Genomic DNA, 16875 nt, shown 5'->3' on the forward strand with positions numbered 1-16875 from the left:
AAACCAGAGGTCACGGAAAGTAATCGAAAGCTTCTGGAGGGCCTCTACAGCTGGGGCCAGGCGTCTCTACAGCAGGGGCCAGCGGAAGACGCGGGCGCCGCCCTCCTCGGGTTCGTCCGGGAGGGCCTGGCTGAAGACCAGCGGCTCGCCCGGCATGAGTCCCAGCTCCCGTCCGGTGACCGCGGGATCGCTGTGGATCAGCACGTTGTAGTGGTTGGGCAGGTGGCAGCCGTCGAAGCCGAGCAGCACCCCGACCCGGCGCCCGCCGATCCACACCTCGTCGCCCCGGTCCAGCACGCCGGCCGCGACGATCTCGGCGAAGCCCAGGAAGGCGACCCGGTCGATCCTGGCGCCCGCGTCCGTCTCGGTGTGGTCGGTGGCGACCAGCTCGTGCACCTCGCCGGCGCGCACGCACCGGCTGGCGTACGGTTCGAGCCGCATGCCGCGGTCCTGCCTGCGGTGCACCAGCACCTTCAGCAGGGTCCCGGTGACCGCGGTCTTGGGGCCGTCCTCGTCGGGGTTCACGCGGCACCCCGTCCCGCGCCGGCCTTCTCCAGGCGGTAGACGTCCTCGACGAAGCGCAGGGCGGGCAGGCCGCCCTCGCCGTCGGGGGTGCCGTAGCGCACCGAGCGTTCGAAGGCGGCCAGCACGCCCTCGTACTCGTGCCACAGGGAGTTCTTGAAGCCGGAGTGGCCGGCCAGCATGTCGGCGTACAGGCTGCGGCCGTCGGCCAGGCGCACCTCCAGGTCCTTGCGCTCGCCCGGGTAGGACCAGTCGAGCAGGATGCGCGCGCGGGCCGCGCCGGCGCGCAGCTCGACGTCCGCCTGCCGGTCGGCCCCCGCGGCGTCCCGGTCGACGTGCGCGGAGACGACGTGCGCCGGGCCGAGCAGCAGGTCCACGAGGTCGTAGGCGTTGGGCCCGTTGTCGGCGACGCAGCCGCCGCCGCAGCGCCGTACGTCCAGGTACCAGGAGTCGTTGCCCGCGTGCTCCTCGATGCGTTCCAGGTAGCGCACGGTCAGCTCCTCGACGCGGGCGCCCGCGCACGCCGCGCGCAGCCGTCCGACGGCGGAGTTGTAGCGCCGGTGGAAGGCGGTGAACAGCGGCACGCCCGAGCTCGCGGCCAGGTCCGTGAGCCGCCTGCCCTGCGCGGCGTCGAGGGCGAGCGGCTTCTCCACGCAGACCGGGACGCGCCGCTCCAGCGCGTCGGCGCAGACCCGGGCGTGCAGGTCGTTGGGGACGGTGACCACGACGGCGTCGGGCCGTTCCTCCTCCAGCAGCCGGACGTGGTCGCGGTAGCCGGGGACGCGGTGCCCCTCCAGGACGCGCGGATCGGTGTCGCAAACCGCGGCCAGCCGCAGCCCGGACGAGCTGTGCAGGGCCGCCAGGTAGAACCGCGAGATCACGCCGAGCCCGATGACCGCGACGCGCAGCCGGGCGCTCACCGCGCCACCACCGGGGCGGGGGCGTCGAGTCCGGTGGCGGCGGCGAGGGCGGCCAGCTCGTCGTACAGGTCCGTGCCGAGCGGGACGCCCGAGCGCCGGTGTTCCTCGGCCCGGCGATGCTCGTGCCAGCCGGGATAGCTCACCGGCGAGACGGGGTCGGCGGGCGGGCAGCCGAGCAGCGCGCCGAACATCGTGGCCGCGTCGCCCTCCACGCCCTCGCGCAACGCCCCCGGCGCGACGGCCAGGGCGAGGAAGCCGATGTCGTCGTCGCGCCCGCTCGGGCCGCCGTCGCCGTCGTGGGCGTCGGGGTGGGCGCCGAGACCCGAGCCGGACACCAGCGCGGCCAGCACCTCGACCGCCACCCCCAGCCCGAAGCCCTTGTACTGCCCGGCCTGGCCGCCCAGCCAGAGCAGGTGCGCCCGCCCCTCGTCGAACGCCGCCGCGTCGGTCACGGGCGCGCCGTCGTCGCCGGCCAGCACCCCTTCGGGCAGCTCCTCGCCGTGCCGCGCGGCCTGCCTGACCCGCCCGGTGGGCATGGCGGTGGTGCTCATGTCCAGCACGAACGGCGGATGCCCGCCCGCGGGGGCCGCGACGCTGATCGGGTTGGTGCCCAGCATCGCCACCGCGCCGCCGGGCGGCCTGGCGATGCGCTGGCGGCCGCAGTTGCTCGCGACGACGCCGATCATGCCGTACTCGACCGCGCGCAGCGCGTGGTGCCCGGCGCAGCCGAGATGGGTGCCCCCGCGTACGGAGACCAGGCCGACGCCGTACGTCGAGGCGCGGCCCGCGGCGATCTCCATGGCCAGGCCGGCGGCCCACAACCCCAGGGCGCGATCGGCGTCGAGCAGGACGGCCGCGCCCCGGTCGGCCAGCACGGACGGCTCGGCCAGCGGATCGACCCGCCCCTCGTCGAACAGCGGCAGGTAGAGCCGGGTCAGGTTGGCCAGGCCGTGCGAGGTCATGCCGACCAGGTCGCCGTAGCACAGCGCGGCGGCGGCCTCGCGGGCGCGTTCCGGGGCCAGGCCGCGGGTGGTGAACACGGCGGCGACGAAGTCCAGCAGGTCGTCGTGGCGCACCCGTACGGCGGCCCGCGCCGGCCGGGCGACTGCCGGGACCGGCGGGTACGGCTGCGCGGGCGGTGCGTCCGTCGCGGGTGAGGCGGTGGGGTTCATGCTCCTCGTCCAATCCTGTCGTCGGTGAAGGCGATCATCAGCCGGGCCACGGCGGCGGCGAACCCGGCGAGTTCGGCGGCCCGCGCGAACTCCCCTTCGGCATGGGCGTTGTTGCCGGCCAGGTCGCCCGGCCCCAGGACGACCGTGCAGGCGCCCCCGACGCCCGCCATCCAGATGGCGTCGCAGGTGAACGCCGGTTCTCCGGCGGGCCAGGGCGGGATCCCGGCCCGGTCGCGCAGGAGCGCGTGCCCCCACGCGTCGCGGTCGTCGAGCACGGGCAGGCCGCGTTTGCGCCACTCCAGCCGGGTGACCGCCCTGGCGTCGCGGGCGGTCCTGGCGAACAGGGCGGTGCCGCCGAAGGCCGCCGCGAAGGCCGCGAGCCCGTCGTCCAGGGCGCGCGCGAGGTCCCGTTCCAGGCGGCGTCCGGTGGCGGGCGTGGCGTAGGGCAGGTTGAGCAGGAGGGAGCCGCGGCCGTACACCTGGTTGTGGCGGGTGCCGGTGTGCAGGCCCGCCACGCACACGGTGTCCGGGTCGAGCGCCCTGGCCAGGTGCTGGGCCAGGAAGCCGAGCAGGACCGTGGCGTTGTGCCCGGCGGCCGGGCGGTCGTCCACGGCGTGGTCGCCGTCCACCACGATCCGCGCCGTCGCGGCGGCCGTGCTGCGCGGCAGGAACCGTACGCCGGTGGGCTCGCAGAAGACGTTGAGCCGCCCGACGTAGCCGCGTTCGACGAGCGGGCGGGTGCCGAGCACGCCCATGGCCCCGCCCTCCTCGCCCGCCACGGCCTGGATCAGCACCCCGACCTCGCGCCCGATGGCCGGACGGCACGCGCGGGCCGCCCGCAGCCCGGCCAGCAGCGCGACGGCCGGGCCCTTGGCGTCGATCGCGCCGCGGCCGTGGAAGCGCTCGCCGTCGAAGCCGGCCGGTCCGCCGCCGGCGACCGTGTCGAGATGCACGTTGAACATCACCGTGCGGGACGCCGGGAGGCCGGGGCCCAGCCGCAGCACCAGACTGGGCTGGCCGTCCAGGAACCCGGGCAGGCCGAGGGCCTCGCGCACGGGCGCGGGGACGTCGGCGCGGTCCAGCTCGGCCGGGCGCACCGAGGTGTGCCGCACGGTGCGGAAGCCGAGCGCCGCGGCGGCCCGCGCGTACTGCTCCTGGGCCTCGCGCAGCCGCGGCGGCGGCCCGGCCGGTCCGGTCTCCAGCGGGCCCGCCGTGGGCAGCCGCAGCAGCCTCAGCAGCAGGTCGCGCTCCGCCGCGTCGAGAGGCACGGCGTCAACGTCCATCGACCTGCCCCACCAGCCGTTCCAGCGCCCGCCCGTACCGGACGAACGCGGCCCGGTCGCCGACGCCCGGGTCGTCGAGGTGGGGGCGCAACCGCAGGTGCGGCTCGATGGACAGGGCGCCGGCGTAACCGTGGGCGGACAGCAGGCGCAGGCACTCGGCGACGCCCGCCCGCCCCTCACCGGGCAGCACGTAGACGACCTCGCCGCCGGGGCCGGTGACGGCGTCCTTGACGTGGACGTGCGCGACGTACGGGACGACCTCGCGCAGCATCGGGGCCGCCGGGTAACCGTGGGCGACGCCGTTGCCGATGTCGAACAGCAGCCGCAGCGCCGGGCTGCCGATGCCGGTGACCAGGTCCAGCATGCGGTCGGCGCGGTCGCCCGCCCAGCCGGCGCAGTTCTCGTGGACCAGCAGCAGCCCGGCGTCCTCGGCCCGGCGGGCCAGCTCGCGCAGCCGGTGGCGGACCCTCCGTCCCCACTCGGGCTCGGGCAGGCCGCCCGAGGGGAAGGACATGATCCGCACCAGCCGCGTCCCCAGCACCGGGCAGCGGCGGGCCAGCACGTCGAGCTCAGCCAGGTCGAGCGCGAAGTCGCCGGTCACCGGCCGCGACCAGTCGCCGATCTTCGAGGCGACCGCGACGACCTCGGCCCGCGCCTCGCGCAACCGCCGCACCGCGCGCCGGAACGCCTGCTCGCCGAGCGCGGCGACCGGCACGCCGTCGACCGTGCGCAGCTCCAGCCGGTTCCAGCCCAGCTCCCCCACGGCGGCGAGCTGGCCGTCGAGGTCGGGGGCGGCCTCGTCGCCGATGCCGGCCAGCTCAGGAGGTGGTGCCTGCACGCGGCGCCTCCTCACGCCCCGGCTCGTGCGCCGCGCACAGGTGCTTGGCCTCGGTGAGCAGTCGCACGGCGTCGACCTGGACGGGCAGCGCGCCGGGCGAGCGGCGGGCGCGGGCGTAGCGGCGGTAGGCGGCCAGCAGGAAGGCGGGCAGGGCGTCGTCGGTGAACACCGTACGCCGTTCGCCCTCGGCCGTGGCCACCCTGAGCTGGGCGGTGTGGTCGGCGTCGCTGCACGGGTAGTGGCCGGTGAGCGTGCCGCGGTCGAAGTGCAGGGTGATGCGGCGCTCCCGTACGGGCGAGGTCAGGTCGGAGTCGATCTCCGTGCGCACGCCCGAGTAGTGGTCGAGCCGCAGCCTGGCCCGTCCGAGCCGGGGCAGCCGCAGGCGTTCGGTGACCATGTCCTCCCAGGACGCCGCCGAGATCCGGGCGCCGCCGGCCAGGCTGAGCACCACGGCGAGCGCGTGCGGCATCTCGATGTCGAAGGCCGTGGTGGCGTCGGGACGCGCCGCGCTGCGGGTGAACCTGGGCTTGTTCTGCACCACCCGGATCTGCCGCAGGGGGCCGAACTCCTCGGCGCGCATCGCCGCCCGCAGCCGGCCGGTGAGCGTGCTGTCGAGCCAGTGGGTGGCGACCGTGAGGTCGAGGCCCCAGCGCCGGCGCACCCGCGCCACGGCGGCCAGCCCTACCAGGTCGAGCGCGAGCGGCTTCTCCACGATGAACTTGCGGTAGCCGAGCGGCGCCAGCCGGGCCAGCATCCCGGCCCTGACGTGCGGCGGGGTGCACAGGTGCACGACGGTCCGGTCGGGCGGCGCGAGCGCGGCGGCCTCCTCGGGCGACCCGGCCGTCACCGCTCCCCGCACGCCGCCGGGCGGCAGCAGGGGGTCGAGGACGACGACCGGGTCGGGCGCCAGCAGCCCGGGGGCCGCCTCGCGCACCTTGGCCAGGGACGGCAGATGCAGCCCTGCGCCGGATCTGCCCATCCCGACGATGAATGCGTGCAACATGCTGGCGAGCGCCTCTACTCCGTCGCGTGCTCGGCTTTCCGGCCCGTACTTTTCCCGCCGGAAGGACGACCTCATTTGGCGCTGCCATTGTCCAATAACTTACCGTGACATGTCAATTACTTTAAGTTACTAGACGGCCCCTGACCAGGAGGCCCGCTACCGGGACACGAGCTCGCGGAGCGCGCGGGCGATCTCGGCGGGAGACTCCTCGGCCATGAAATGTCCGCTCGTGACCGTGTCGTGCCGCAGGTCGGGCGCCCAGGCCCGCCACACCGCCGCGGCGTCGTAACCGAGGGCGGCGCCCCAGTCCTGCTGGAGCACGGTCACCGGCATGCTCAGCCGGTTGCCCGCGGCCAGGTCGGCGCGGTCGTGCTCGACGTCGATCCCGGCCGAGGCGCGGTAGTCCGCCACGATCGACGGCACGGCGGCCCGGCAGGCGTCCAGGTAGGCGGCCCGAACGTCGGCCGGGATGGCCGCCGGGTCGTTGGTCCACAGGTCGAGGAAGTGGCCGAAGAAGGCGTCCGGGCTCGCGCCGATGAGCTGCTCGGGCAGGCCGGGCGGCTGGGCCATGAGGTAGAGGTGGAAGCCGACGGCGGCGGTGACGCCGCGCATGACGTCCCACATGTCGAGGGTGGGCAGCACGTCGAGGCAGGCCAGGTGGCTGATCGCGGCCGGGTGGTCGAGTCCGGCGCGGAAGGCGACCAGCGCGCCGCGGTCGTGCCCGGCCAGGGCGAAGCGCTCGTGGCCGAGAGCCGCGGCCAGGGCCACCACGTCGGCGGCCATGGTCCGCTTGGAGTAGACGTCCGGGCCGGTCTCGGCCGGCTTGTCGCTGGCGCCGTAACCGCGCAGGTCGGGGCAGATGACGGTGTGGTCCGCGGCCAGGTCGGCGGCGACGTGCCGCCACATCAGGTGGGTCTGCGGGAAGCCGTGCAGCAGCACGATCGGGCTGCCCGAGCCACCGACGGCCGCGTGCAGCGTGACGCCGTCGGCGACCGTGACGCGGCGGTGGTCGAATCCGGGGATGGTCATGAGATGCCCTCCTTCGATGGGTGACCGGTTCGGTTCCCAGCGTGCCGGGGGCGGATGAGCATCCGGTGAGCAGGAAGGATGGGAAGCGTGTTCGGGGTGCTGGGGCCGGTGGCGGCCTGGGACGACGAGGGTGAGCCGATCCCGCTGAAGGGGCCGCGGCACCGCGCCGTGCTGGCCCGTCTGATCGTCGCCCGGCGCCGGGTAGTCCCGGTGACGCGGCTGGTGGCGGACCTGTGGGACGATCCGCCGCCGGACGCGGTGGGCGCGGTGCGCACGTTCGTGGCCGCCCTGCGCCGGGCGCTGGAGCCCGCCCGCCCGCCGCGCGCCCCCGCCCGGCTGCTGGTCACCGAGGGCCCGGGGTACGCCCTGCGCGCCGCGCCCGACGCCGTCGACGCCTGGCGCTTCGAACAGGCCGTGACCGCCGGCCCGCCGGAACCGGCCCGGCTGACGGAGGCGCTCGGCTGGTGGCGCGGCCCGGCCTACGCCGAGTTCGCCGACGAGCACTGGGCGCGCGCCGAACGGACCCGCCTGACCGAGCTGCGGCTGCACGCCGTCGAACGCCGGGCCGAGGCGCAACTGGCGCTCGGCCGGGCCGCCGAGGCCGTCCCAGACCTGGACTCGCACGTCGCCGAGCACCCCTGGCGGGAGGACGCCTGGCGGCTGCTCGCCCTCGCCCTCTACCGCACCGGACGCCAGGGGGACGCCCTGGCGGTGCTGCGCCGGGCGCGCACGCTCCTGGCCGAGCACCTCGGCGTGGACCCCGGGCCCCGGCTGCGCCGCCTGGAGTCGGACATCCTGCACCAGGACAGCGGGCTCGCCGCCCCCGCCGACGCCACGGCCCGGGTGTGGGCGCAGGCGGCCGAGGCGTACGACCGGACGGTGGGGGCCGGGGCGCGGGCGCGGCTGGAGTCGACGGTCGGCCTGCTGCGCAACCTCGCGGTGACCGGGGGCGGCGGCCTGGAGGCGGCGCGCGGGCACCGTACGGCGGCCATCGCGGCGGCCGAGGAGCTGGGCGACCCGGAGCTGACCGCCCGGGTGATCGGCGCCTACGACGTCCCGGCGATCTGGACCCGGTCGGACGACCCCGAGCAGGCGGCCCAGGTCGTCGCCGCGGCGGAACGGGCGCTGGGCGACCTGCCGTCCGGCGCGTCCGAGGCGGCGCGGGCGCGGCTGCTGGCCACGATCGCCGTCGAGTCGCGCGGCGTCCGGTCGGCCCGCGGCCCGGTGGCCGCCGCCGAGTCCGAGCGCGTCGCCCGCCGCCTCGACGACCCGGCGCTGCTGGCGTTCGCGCTCAACGGAGTGTTCATGCAGGCGTTCGAGCGGGCTGGGCTGGCCTCCTACCGGGACGGGATCGGAGCCGAGCTGGTCGCGTTGTCGTCGCGGCACGGGCTGGTCACGTACGAGGTGCTGGGGCATCTCGTGCGCGTCCAGGCGCTGGGGGCGCTCGGCGACTTCGGCGCCGCCGACCGGCACGCGGCCGCCGCCGACCGGCTGGCGGAACGGAACGAGCTGCCGCTGGTCAGCGTGTTCACCGACTGGTACCGGGTGTTGCGGGAGGCGGCCGGCGGGCGGATGCCGGCGGCCGAGGAGGAGGCGGCCTACCGGGCGGCCGCGGCCCGGCTGGACGACGTCGGCATGCCGGGGTTGCGGCGGGGGCTGCTGCCGCTCGCGCTGCTGTCCGTACGGATGCGGCACGGCCTGCCGGTCCTGGGCGAGGCCGATCGGGGCGACGTGGAGTGGGGGCCGTACGAGCCGTGGGTGCGGCCGCTCGTCCTGCTGGCGGAGGGGCGCGGCGCGCAGGCCGCCGAGGCGGTCGGCCGGATCCCGGAGCCGCCCCCTGACCTGCTGCTGGAGGCCATGTGGTGCCTGGTCGCGAGGGCCGCCGTCGCGGTCGGCGACCGGCGGGCGGCGGACCGCGCCCGCCGGGCGCTCGCCCCCGCCGCGGCGGAGCTGGCCGGAGCGGGCAGCGGCCTGATCACGCTGGGCCCGGTCGCCGGGTTCCTCGCTGAGCTGGGGGCTTGACCCATGGCCGCCGGACTGTCGGTGGCGGGCTGTTCAATGGCGGGCATGACCACGCACGCGGACAGGCGCGGGATGTTCTGGGACATGGTCGCCGGCAGGGTTCCGCCACCGCCGGCGGCGGCGCTGCTCGGCTGGGAGCTCGTCGCGGTCGATCCGGAGGCGGGCACGATCGAGGTGGCCTTCCGGGCGGGCGAGCAGTTCGCCAACCCGGTCGGCGTGGTCCAGGGCGGCTTCCTGGCCGCGATGCTCGACGACACGCTGGGGCCCGCGCTGGTGGCCACGCTGCCGGAGGACCAGTTCGCGCCGACCCTCGACCTCCATGTGCAGTTCCTGCGCCCGGCGCGGCCCGGGCGGCTCGTCGGGCGGGGGCGCGTGGTCAGGCGCGGCAGAGACGTCTGCTTCCTCGCCGGCGAGCTCCTCGGCCCGGGCGGCGACGTCGTGGCCACGGCGACCGCGACCGTCGTGGTCCGGACGATGGGCCGGCCCTGATCCGGCGCGAGGCCGGGGCCACCCCCGCGGGAGGCGGCCCCGGCGGTGTGCCGCGTGGTTACGGCAGGGCGTCGATGACGGCGTCACGCCAGTCGTAGTTCATCCAGTCGTAGTTGGCCCACATGCCGCCGGTGACGGCGGCGAGCTCGTTGTCGTCGAGCTCGCGGGCGCCGGTCTCGAAGTCGTTCATCTGGGAGCGTCCCCCTCTGTCGTGGTGAATGTCGCGCACTCACGGTCGCAGGAGGCGCTTGGGGACGTCTTGGCGATCACTAGGAGCGGGCGGCGTGCCCGCTTGCGCGTCACTGAACGAGCGGCCAAGTGACGACGCAGACCACGAGAGCGATGCCGGCGGTGACGAACCGGACGGCGCGCGGCAGGTGCGGCATGGTCGTCCAGGCCGCGGCGGGGAAGGCGATCACGCCGCTGAGGAGGATGAGGTAGAACCCGATGACGAAGTCGGCCGGCATGAGCAGCAGCGCCACCTGCCAGACGGCCACCAGGTACAGCGCGGCCATCAGGGCGACCTGCCGCGCCGGGCGTACGCGGAGCAGGTGCAGCAACGGCCAGGCGGCGACCAGCGCGACCCACCGGCCGTACTCCCAGGTCAGGAAGAGGTAGCCGATGCAGCCGGTGTACTCGCCGCAGTAGCGCGCCCCCAACGAGGGGATGAGGTCCGGCGTCAGAGCGGCCCATGCGAAGAGGGCGACGGTGAGGACGATCCCCGCCGCGCCGGCCAGGACGAGCCTTCTGGCCACGTTCTGCGCGGGGGGTGCCATGACATGGGGGGCGATCATCCTCGCATCGTGACACCCGGGCGCGGCGCTGTCGACGGGTGCGGCGGGTGGGTCAGGGGAGGTTCCACTCCAGTTGGCCGTCGGCCGCCTCGGGCTTCCAGTGGCCGACGGTTCCGCCGGTCTCCAGGGCGTCGGCGGTCGCCTTCAGCAGGGCGTGGTAGGAGCGGATGCGGATCCCGCCGGGGGTGAAGCTCATGCTGTCCTCGTGGTCGGTCTCGCCGACGTCGCGGCGTACGGAGTCGATCACCAGGCTGTCGCCCCCGCCGTCGGAGCCGACGGGGATCATGCGTCCGTCCCACCATTCGGTGCGGGGGTCGTCCGAGTCGTCGGTGGCGTCGATCTCGCACAGGGTGCGCCAGTGGTCGCGGATCTGGCGGATGGTCATGTTCACGTTGTCCAGGAAGCCGAAGGGCCAGGTGCCCTCGGTGACGGCGGAACCGTTGTGGCGCAGCAGCGAGGCCCGCAGGTCGTCGGGGAAGGACAGGCCCGTCTGGGCCTCGGCGACCGCGATGGTCCTCGCCCTTCCCGGCCCGCCGAGCGTGCGGTAGCTCTTGGGGGCGTTGGCCTTGAGCCAGGTCTCGATCCGCCGCCACTGCCGGTTGACCGCGCGGGTGACCTTGGGGTTGATCGCGCGCACGTGCGGTCTGGCCGTCCGTGGACGGCAGTCGGCGTCGACGGCCTCCTGGGCGAGAGGCGGTTCCTGGGACTCGGCGCGTTGCCGGTCGGCCGGTTCGAGGGCCGGGGACCACTCGCGGTCCGGCTCCGAGTCGGAATCCACCTGCCACTGCGGTTCCGTGGCGCAGCCGACGCCGGCGCCCGCGTACACCTGGGCGCAGGGCAGGTCATCGGTCCCGATCGCGGCGTCTCCTCCCTTGGAGAACACCGCCGACTCCAGGACCTGCGCGCCCCCGGCCAGCAGGACGACCGCCAATGCCACCACGGCCCAGCGGTTCAGCCGCCGCCGGGTGGGGCCGTCGAGGGGCTGCCGGTCCGCGAAGAAGGCGGCGACGGCGGGATGGTCGAAGAAGCCTGCCGGTCTGGTGGCGTAGCGCTCGATGTCCGCCTTCGTCGGCGTGCCGAGGATCGGGACGGGCGGCCACGGCGGCGGGGCGTCCCGCTCGGCAGGCCGTGCTTCCGGAGCCGGGCGCTGGTCCGGCAGGGCGGGGTACGGCGTTCGCGAGCGGCGGACGAACACGGCCGCCGCCACCGCCACGGCCGCCGCCGCGAGCGCCCACCACAAGCCCCGAGAGGTGATCATCCGCCGCACCTGCGGCACAGTACCGGAAGGCACCGACATGCCCGGAGAAATCACTCCAAATGGTTCAGCGCTGAGGACGCCGGACGCGTCAGAGCCAGTGCCAGGCGACGCCGGACGCGTCAGAGCCAGTGCCAGGCGACGCCGGACGCGTCAGAGCCAGTGCCAGGCGACGCCGGACGCGTCAGAGCCAGTGCCAGGTGACCCCGGCCTCCTGGGCGGCGCCGGTCAGCCACTCCTCGAAGGCGGCCGCGCCGGCGGCCTTCAGCGTGGCCGCGTCCGCCACGGCCTCCTGCCGTTCGACGACCTGGCCGGTCAGAAAGCCTCCTTCGTAGGGGACCGGACCGGCGGCGCCACCGGCCGGCACCTCCCGCAGCGGTACCGGCAGCTCGCCCGCCCACGTCCGGGCCCTGGTCAGCCGCAGGTCCCAGCGGCCGGCGAGCGGCCCGTCGAGCTCGGCCGCCTCGACCGGGTCGTCCGACAGCACCCAGGCCGCCCGTACCTGGGCGAACCGGTCACGATGGCGGTCGAGGTACGCCGGAGCCAGCTCGGCCCGCTTCCTGGCGCGGAACCGCTGGTCCTTGGCGGTCATGGTCATGTGGTCGTGGAACGCCTCGGCGCTCATGCCCATCCGGTCCAGCCACTCCGCCATCGTGTCGTGGCCGAGCAGGCCGCGCCGCCTGCGGAACCCGTCCGCGGCGGCCTGGACGTCCGCCAGGCCGACCTCCTCCTGCTCGGCGGCGTTGCGCAGCACGCAGAACCGGACCAGCTCCTCCTGCGGCGACATCCCGGGACGCGCCAGCGAACGCAGCATGAGCATCGCCTCGGACACCGACACGTGCGTCCCGTCCACGGTCAGCACGTAACCGGCGGCCCAGTGGGTCGAGTGGTCGACCAGCCAGGACGTGCCGTCCTCGGCCTGCACGCCGAGCATGATGGTGCCGCCCGACGGGTGGTCGAGCAGCAGGTCGTAGTCGACGACCGGCGAGCCGGGACGCGGGCTGGTCACCAGCTGGGCCCCGAGCCGCGGGTGCGCCTGGGCCCAGGCGGCGGCGGTGCGGCGGGCCTCCTCCACGGCCGAACGCCGGCGGGTCAGCCCGTGCAGCAGGTTCACGCCGCTTTCGAGGGCCGGCCCGAGGGAGAGCTGAGTCATTGCGCGTCCGTTTCTCCGGCGGTCAGCCAGTCGGCGACGGCGTCGCTGATGGGCAGGCCGGTCAGGTCTTCGATCCAGGCCCATTGGCCGTTGGGGTTGATCTCCAGGAAGACGTACTCCCCGTCGGGGGTGAGGATGAGGTCGATCGCCCCGAAGGACAGGCCGAGCGCCGCGACCAGGTCGACGCAGCGGCGGGCGAGGTCGTCCGGCAGGCGGTGCACGCTGTGGCGGGCGCGGGCGAAGTCGTAGTGACGCCAGTCGTCGCGGGTGCGCGGCGAGTCCTGGGAGGCGATCTCGGCGGTGAACACCTGCCGTCCGACCACGGTGACCCGCAGCTCCACCGCCTTGGGCACGTACGGCTGGAGGATGACCGGCTCGTGGACGATCCGCCCCCGGCCGCCGAGCGACCGCCGGGTGACCACGGTCGTGTAGACGGCGTGCGCGCCGCCGTCGATCTCGAACAGGGTGTGCTCCATCGCCTTGGCGATCAGCCGCCCGTCCGCGTGTTCGTAGGCGGGCACCAGCTCGGACGGGTCGTTGGTGATCACCGTCCGGGGCACGGCGAAGCCCAGCCGCCGGGCCAGGGCCAGATGGACCAGTTTGTTGTGCGCCCTGCGCAGCACCGGTTGGCGGGCCGGCAGCCAGCGCGCGTCCAGCAGGTCCCAGAAGCCGTCGGTGAACCACTCCGACAGCTCGCCCACCCGCGCCCGGAGGTCCTCCGCGGTGACGCCGTCCGCGGCGCGCGGTCGTCCGGGGCGCCGGGTCCAGACGGCCGTCGTGCCGGAGAGGTCGAAGACCTGCCCGTCCCTGGTCAGGACCAGTTCCTCCCCGTCCGCGCCGAAGCGCGCGGTCAGCCGGACGGCGGACGGGTACTCGCCCGGATCCCACCACAGGACGTCCGCGCCCCGGGCCTTCAGCTTGGGCAGGACCAGGTCGACGGTCGCGTCGCCGGGCTCGCTCAGAATCAGTAGCACGTGTCCCCCCAGCCGCGCGGGAGGAGAGCGGGCTCCCCTCCCACGCGACCGCGAATCGTCTCTATCAGTAGTCGGAGACCCAGTCGGTGGGCGGGTTCCCGTTGGTGCCGTAGCAGCGCTGCATCCGCATGCCGCCCGCGACGAGGCCGAGATCGGCCTCCTCGATCACCGCCAGTTCGTCACCCAGATCGTCCAGACTCACGATCTTCTTGCTCATGGTCGTAACCTCCCTTCACATCGAGCTGCGAGCCCCCCGGCTCGCGGACGTGCGGGCACGTCCTCAGCTCATGCGCCAAGCCCACCATCCGGAGATTGGAAGTGGCTTGGATGTGACTTGAGAGGCGGAAGTGACAGAAGTGGCTCAGGCGCGCGCGGCGCGCGCCACCCGGACGACCTCGCGGGCCAGCAGGCGGGCGGGGTCCACGACGGGGACCGGGACCGCGGCCGGGTCCAGGGCGAGCAGCACCTCCGTGCACGCGGCCACCACGCGCCGCGCGCCGCGCGCGGCCATCGAGCGGGCCTGCGCGGCCAGCGCGTCGGCGTGCTCGCGGCCGGCGCGACCGCCCTTGACGGCGCCGATGGCGGCCATGACCTCGCGCTGGCCGGGCTCGTCCGGCTCGATCGGGGTCACGCCGTGCCGGCGCAGCGCGGGGCCGTACAGGTCGGCGCGGAGCGTGCCGGTGGTGGCCAGCAGCCCGGCGGCGCGCACGCCGTCGGCGGCGAGGGCGGCGGCGGTGACCTCGACGATGCTGACCAGCTCCAGCCCGGCCTCCTCGGCCAGGCGCGGCACGAACGCGTGCGCGGTGTTGCACGGCACCGCCAGCAGCTCGCACCCGGCCCCTCTGAGCGCCCCGATGCCGCGCCGCAACTGCGGGGTCGGGTCCTCGCCCTGCCCGAGCAGGCTCGTCGACCGGTCGGGGACGCGGGGGTCGCCCCAGATGACGACCGGCACGTGCTCCTGGTCGCTGGTGGCGGCGGTCTCCTCCACGAGCTTGCCGTAGAAGTCGACGGTGGCGGCGGGGCCCATGCCGCCCAGCACGCCGACCATCCTGGCCCGGCCGAGCGAGGTCATCCGCGGGTCTCCCTTTCCGGTGGCTGCGCCTGACGGCGGTCGGGGCCCAGGATCCCGGTATAGGGTGTCCCGACCGCTGGAACGCAGCAATCGGACATCAAGGGAGGGTCAGTGCAGGATTCCGGCATGGAGCCGCCCTCGTTGCTGGCCGAGTCCGACCTTGAGCTCATCGACGCCCTGCAGATCAGCCCGCGGGCGAGCTGGGTGGAGGTGGGGGCGGCCGTCGGGGCCGACCCGGTGACGGCGGCGCGGCGCTGGCAGCGGCTCACGAGCACCGGCGAGGCGTGGACCACGGTCGCCCTCGGCCCCCGCCAGATGCACGCGCTGAGCATGGCGTTCCTGGAGATCGACTGCGCGGCCGGCGCGGCGGCCGAGGTGGCGGCGGCGCTGGCGCGGGAGCGGCATCTGATCACCGTCCAGCACGTCGCCGCCGGGCACGACCTGTTCGTGATCGCCGTGGCCCCGTCGATGCCGGCTCTGGCCGACCACGTGCTCACCGCGCTGCCCCGGGTGCCGGGCGTGGCCAAGGTCCGCACGCACGTCGCCACGCGGGTGTTCGAGGCGTCGTGCCGGTGGCGGCTGCGGGTGCTGCCGCCGCGCACCGCGGCCGCCCTGGCCAGGCCGCCGGCCGCGCCGGAGTCGACCAGGGAGATGGACGAGATCGACCGGCGGCTGTTCACCGCCCTGCTGCCCGACGGCCGCGCGCCCTACGCCGAGCTGGCCAGGGCGGTGGGCACGTCCGAGCGCACGGTGCAGCGCCGGCTGACCAGGCTGGTGGCCACCGGCGACCTCGACTTCCGCTGCGACCTGGCACGTTCGCACGCGGGCTGGCACTCGGCCGCGCTGCTGTGGCTGCGGATGCCCGACGCGCTGCTGGAGGAGACCGGCCGGGCGCTGCTCGGCTGGCCGGAGACGCGTACCTGCGCGGCGCTCGCCGGGCCGCGGAACATGCTGCTGACGGTGGGCCTGCACGGCGTGGCCGACCTGCATCCGCTGGTGGTGCGGCTGGAGGAGCGCTTCCCGCACGTGACCGTGGCCGACCGGCAGATCGTGCTGCGCCAGTCGAAGCTGTACGGGCGGCTGCTCGACCCGTACGGCCGGTGCGCCGAGGTGGTGCCGGTGGATCCGTGGAGCCTGCCCCGGGGGGCCTGACCAGCGGATCCTCGGGGGTCAGCGCGGCTCGGGGATCGTCCCGCCGCGGGCCTCCCTGCACAGCCCCGCCCGCAGCACGGCGGCCTCGCTCGTGGCGACGAGCTGCAGGTCGCCGACGGCCAGGGCGGGCAGGCCGAGCGCCGACACCGTCGCGGTGATCCGGCCGACCTCGCCGCGCACCCGGGCCTCGTCGCAGCCGACCCGGGGCGCGGGGGCGCCGAGCGTCGGCATGACCAGCAGGTCGATGCCCTCGATGGCCGCCGCGAACGCGGCCCGCAGCGCCGCCAGCCGCTCGACGGCCCGCCGGTACTCCCCGTGGCCGACGCCGCCCGCGGCGGCCAGCTTGGCCCGTACCCCGGGGCTGTAGCGGGCGGCGCACTCGGGGAAGGTGCCCTCGTGCGTCCGGCGCGCCTGCGCGCCCACGATCGTCCAGTACGGCTCCAGCACCTCGGCGGGCAGGGCCGCCTCGCGCAGCCGCGCGCCCAGTTCGGCGAAGTCCCCGGCCTGGTCGCAGCCCTCCGCGACGCCCACGACCAGCCCGGCCAGCGAGTCGGGCGGCTCGACGGCCTCGCCGGTCAGCGCCTGCCAGACGCGGGCGCAGTCGGCGACCGAGGTGGTCATCGGGCCGACCACGTCGAAGGACGGCGCGAGCGGCGCCACCCCGGCGGCGGGCACGGCCCCCGAGCGCGGACGCAGGCCCACCACGCCGCAGCAGGCCGCGGGCATGCGCACCGACCCGCCGGTGTCGGTGCCGAGCCCGAACCGGGCGATCCCGGCGGCGAGCGCCGCGGCGGTGCCGCCGCTCGAACCGCCGGGGGTCAGGTGCGCGTGGCGCGGGTTGCCCACGTCGCCCCAGTGCGGGTTCTCGCTGGTCACGCCCCAGGCGAACTCGTGCTGGTTCGCCTTGCCGACCAGCAGCGCGCCGGCCGCGTCCAGCAGCTCGACGCAGCGGGCGTCGGCCAGGGCCGGTTCGGCGCCGTACAGGGCGGAGCCGCGGGTGGTGGGCAGGCCGGCCACGTCGATCATGTCCTTGACGACGTACGTCCAGTTCCGCAGGGGGCCGTCCGGCGTGCGGCGGCCGTCGCGCCCGAGGCGGTCGAGGACGGGCTCGGGGCCGGCCTCGATGAGGATGTGGTGCCCGCTGTGGAGGCGGATGGCCTCGGCGGACTGGGCGATCGCCGCCTCGCGTTCCACGGT

General features: G+C 75.4%; 18 protein-coding genes. 3 read left to right on the forward strand and 15 right to left on the reverse strand.

The features are described from left to right. Nucleotides 1–66 precede the first annotated feature (66 nt). The 7 genes from ACIBQ6_RS33935 to ACIBQ6_RS33965 all read right to left on the reverse strand — a co-directional run bounded on the left by ACIBQ6_RS33935 (nucleotide 67) and on the right by ACIBQ6_RS33965 (nucleotide 6767). On the reverse strand, nucleotides 67–525 hold the full coding sequence (locus ACIBQ6_RS33935) for a DUF6917 domain-containing protein (protein ID WP_387676792.1): 459 nt from the start codon (nucleotides 523–525) through the stop codon (nucleotides 67–69). Further along, on the reverse strand, nucleotides 522–1442 hold the full coding sequence (locus ACIBQ6_RS33940) for a Gfo/Idh/MocA family protein (protein ID WP_397216862.1): 921 nt from the start codon (nucleotides 1440–1442) through the stop codon (nucleotides 522–524). Before ACIBQ6_RS33940 ends, ACIBQ6_RS33935 begins: the two co-directional genes overlap by 4 nt. Further along, entirely contained in the window at nucleotides 1439–2614 is a 1176-nt protein-coding gene (locus tag ACIBQ6_RS33945; RefSeq protein ID WP_397216864.1) for an Ldh family oxidoreductase, read from the reverse strand. Before ACIBQ6_RS33945 ends, ACIBQ6_RS33940 begins: the two co-directional genes overlap by 4 nt. Next, complete coding sequence (locus ACIBQ6_RS33950) at nucleotides 2611–3897, reverse strand: M20/M25/M40 family metallo-hydrolase (protein WP_358300936.1); 1287 nt, start codon at nucleotides 3895–3897, stop codon at nucleotides 2611–2613. The genes ACIBQ6_RS33945 and ACIBQ6_RS33950 overlap by 4 nt, the downstream gene beginning before the upstream one ends. Beyond that, nucleotides 3887–4735, reverse strand: coding sequence for a sugar phosphate isomerase/epimerase family protein (locus tag ACIBQ6_RS33955; protein WP_397216866.1), 849 nt, complete (start codon nucleotides 4733–4735; stop codon nucleotides 3887–3889). Before ACIBQ6_RS33955 ends, ACIBQ6_RS33950 begins: the two co-directional genes overlap by 11 nt. After that, the gene (locus ACIBQ6_RS33960) at nucleotides 4716–5738 is read right to left on the reverse strand and encodes an oxidoreductase (protein ID WP_358300942.1); all 1023 of its coding nucleotides are present in this window, start codon (nucleotides 5736–5738) and stop codon (nucleotides 4716–4718) included. Before ACIBQ6_RS33960 ends, ACIBQ6_RS33955 begins: the two co-directional genes overlap by 20 nt. Before the next feature lie 156 nt (nucleotides 5739–5894). After that, a complete protein-coding gene (locus tag ACIBQ6_RS33965; protein ID WP_397216868.1) occupies nucleotides 5895–6767 on the reverse strand; it encodes an alpha/beta fold hydrolase in 873 nt (290 codons plus the stop codon). Nucleotides 6768–6845: 78 nt separating this feature from the next. On the opposite strand from ACIBQ6_RS33965, the gene ACIBQ6_RS33970 reads away from it, so the two are divergent. After that, nucleotides 6846–8789, forward strand: a complete 1944-nt coding sequence (locus ACIBQ6_RS33970; protein WP_397216870.1) for a BTAD domain-containing putative transcriptional regulator — start codon at nucleotides 6846–6848, stop codon at nucleotides 8787–8789. A gap of 45 nt (nucleotides 8790–8834) precedes the next feature. Further along, nucleotides 8835–9278: a PaaI family thioesterase gene (locus ACIBQ6_RS33975; RefSeq protein WP_397216872.1), complete on the forward strand. Its 444-nt coding sequence runs from the start codon at nucleotides 8835–8837 to the stop codon at nucleotides 9276–9278. Between the two features lie 58 nt (nucleotides 9279–9336). Here the strand turns inward: ACIBQ6_RS33975 and ACIBQ6_RS33980 are convergent, their stop codons facing one another. The 7 genes from ACIBQ6_RS33980 to ACIBQ6_RS34010 form a co-directional block, all read right to left on the reverse strand. Next, nucleotides 9337–9468 carry a bacteriocin gene (locus ACIBQ6_RS33980; protein ID WP_352353089.1) on the reverse strand — a complete coding sequence of 44 codons (132 nt, stop codon included), beginning with the start codon at nucleotides 9466–9468 and terminating at the stop codon, nucleotides 9337–9339. Between the two features lie 109 nt (nucleotides 9469–9577). After that, the gene (locus ACIBQ6_RS33985; protein ID WP_397216874.1) at nucleotides 9578–10072 is read right to left on the reverse strand and encodes a hypothetical protein; all 495 of its coding nucleotides are present in this window, start codon (nucleotides 10070–10072) and stop codon (nucleotides 9578–9580) included. Between the two features lie 52 nt (nucleotides 10073–10124). Further along, nucleotides 10125–11330, reverse strand: a complete 1206-nt coding sequence (locus ACIBQ6_RS33990; protein ID WP_397216876.1) for an SMI1/KNR4 family protein — start codon at nucleotides 11328–11330, stop codon at nucleotides 10125–10127. A 181-nt stretch (nucleotides 11331–11511) separates the two neighbouring features. Further along, complete coding sequence (locus tag ACIBQ6_RS33995) at nucleotides 11512–12480, reverse strand: TIGR04500 family putative peptide maturation system protein (protein WP_397216878.1); 969 nt, start codon at nucleotides 12478–12480, stop codon at nucleotides 11512–11514. Further along, a complete protein-coding gene (locus ACIBQ6_RS34000) occupies nucleotides 12477–13454 on the reverse strand; it encodes an MvdC/MvdD family ATP grasp protein (protein ID WP_397216880.1) in 978 nt (325 codons plus the stop codon). Before ACIBQ6_RS34000 ends, ACIBQ6_RS33995 begins: the two co-directional genes overlap by 4 nt. A 64-nt stretch (nucleotides 13455–13518) precedes the next feature. Then, complete coding sequence (locus tag ACIBQ6_RS34005; RefSeq protein ID WP_358300966.1) at nucleotides 13519–13671, reverse strand: hypothetical protein; 153 nt, start codon at nucleotides 13669–13671, stop codon at nucleotides 13519–13521. Nucleotides 13672–13815: 144 nt separating this feature from the next. Next, complete coding sequence (locus ACIBQ6_RS34010) at nucleotides 13816–14526, reverse strand: aspartate/glutamate racemase family protein (RefSeq protein WP_397216882.1); 711 nt, start codon at nucleotides 14524–14526, stop codon at nucleotides 13816–13818. A gap of 111 nt (nucleotides 14527–14637) precedes the next feature. Between ACIBQ6_RS34010 and ACIBQ6_RS34015 the strand changes: the two genes are divergently transcribed. Then, on the forward strand, nucleotides 14638–15678 hold the full coding sequence (locus ACIBQ6_RS34015; protein ID WP_397216884.1) for an Lrp/AsnC family transcriptional regulator: 1041 nt from the start codon (nucleotides 14638–14640) through the stop codon (nucleotides 15676–15678). Between the two features lie 18 nt (nucleotides 15679–15696). On the opposite strand, the gene ACIBQ6_RS34020 is transcribed toward ACIBQ6_RS34015, so the two are convergent. Further along, on the reverse strand, nucleotides 15697–16872 hold the full coding sequence (locus ACIBQ6_RS34020; RefSeq protein WP_397216886.1) for an amidase: 1176 nt from the start codon (nucleotides 16870–16872) through the stop codon (nucleotides 15697–15699). Nucleotides 16873–16875 lie beyond the last annotated feature (3 nt).

The sequence above is a fragment of the Nonomuraea sp. NPDC049655 genome, assembly GCF_044465465.1.
Taxonomy (GTDB): domain Bacteria; phylum Actinomycetota; class Actinomycetes; order Streptosporangiales; family Streptosporangiaceae; genus Nonomuraea.

Coding starts and splice junctions, on each gene's coding strand:
- ACIBQ6_RS33945 (WP_397216864.1), bottom strand. CDS start 2,614: ATGAACCCCACCGCCTCACCCGCGACGGACGCACCGCCCGCGCAGCCG.
- ACIBQ6_RS33950 (WP_358300936.1), bottom strand. CDS start 3,897: ATGGACGTTGACGCCGTGCCTCTCGACGCGGCGGAGCGCGACCTGCTG.
- ACIBQ6_RS33960 (WP_358300942.1), bottom strand. CDS start 5,738: ATGTTGCACGCATTCATCGTCGGGATGGGCAGATCCGGCGCAGGGCTG.
- ACIBQ6_RS33965 (WP_397216868.1), bottom strand. CDS start 6,767: ATGACCATCCCCGGATTCGACCACCGCCGCGTCACGGTCGCCGACGGC.
- ACIBQ6_RS33970 (WP_397216870.1), top strand. CDS start 6,846: ATGGGAAGCGTGTTCGGGGTGCTGGGGCCGGTGGCGGCCTGGGACGAC.
- ACIBQ6_RS33975 (WP_397216872.1), top strand. CDS start 8,835: ATGACCACGCACGCGGACAGGCGCGGGATGTTCTGGGACATGGTCGCC.
- ACIBQ6_RS33980 (WP_352353089.1), bottom strand. CDS start 9,468: ATGAACGACTTCGAGACCGGCGCCCGCGAGCTCGACGACAACGAGCTC.
- ACIBQ6_RS33985 (WP_397216874.1), bottom strand. CDS start 10,072: ATGATCGCCCCCCATGTCATGGCACCCCCCGCGCAGAACGTGGCCAGA.
- ACIBQ6_RS33990 (WP_397216876.1), bottom strand. CDS start 11,330: ATGATCACCTCTCGGGGCTTGTGGTGGGCGCTCGCGGCGGCGGCCGTG.
- ACIBQ6_RS33995 (WP_397216878.1), bottom strand. CDS start 12,480: ATGACTCAGCTCTCCCTCGGGCCGGCCCTCGAAAGCGGCGTGAACCTG.
- ACIBQ6_RS34005 (WP_358300966.1), bottom strand. CDS start 13,671: ATGAGCAAGAAGATCGTGAGTCTGGACGATCTGGGTGACGAACTGGCG.
- ACIBQ6_RS34010 (WP_397216882.1), bottom strand. CDS start 14,526: ATGACCTCGCTCGGCCGGGCCAGGATGGTCGGCGTGCTGGGCGGCATG.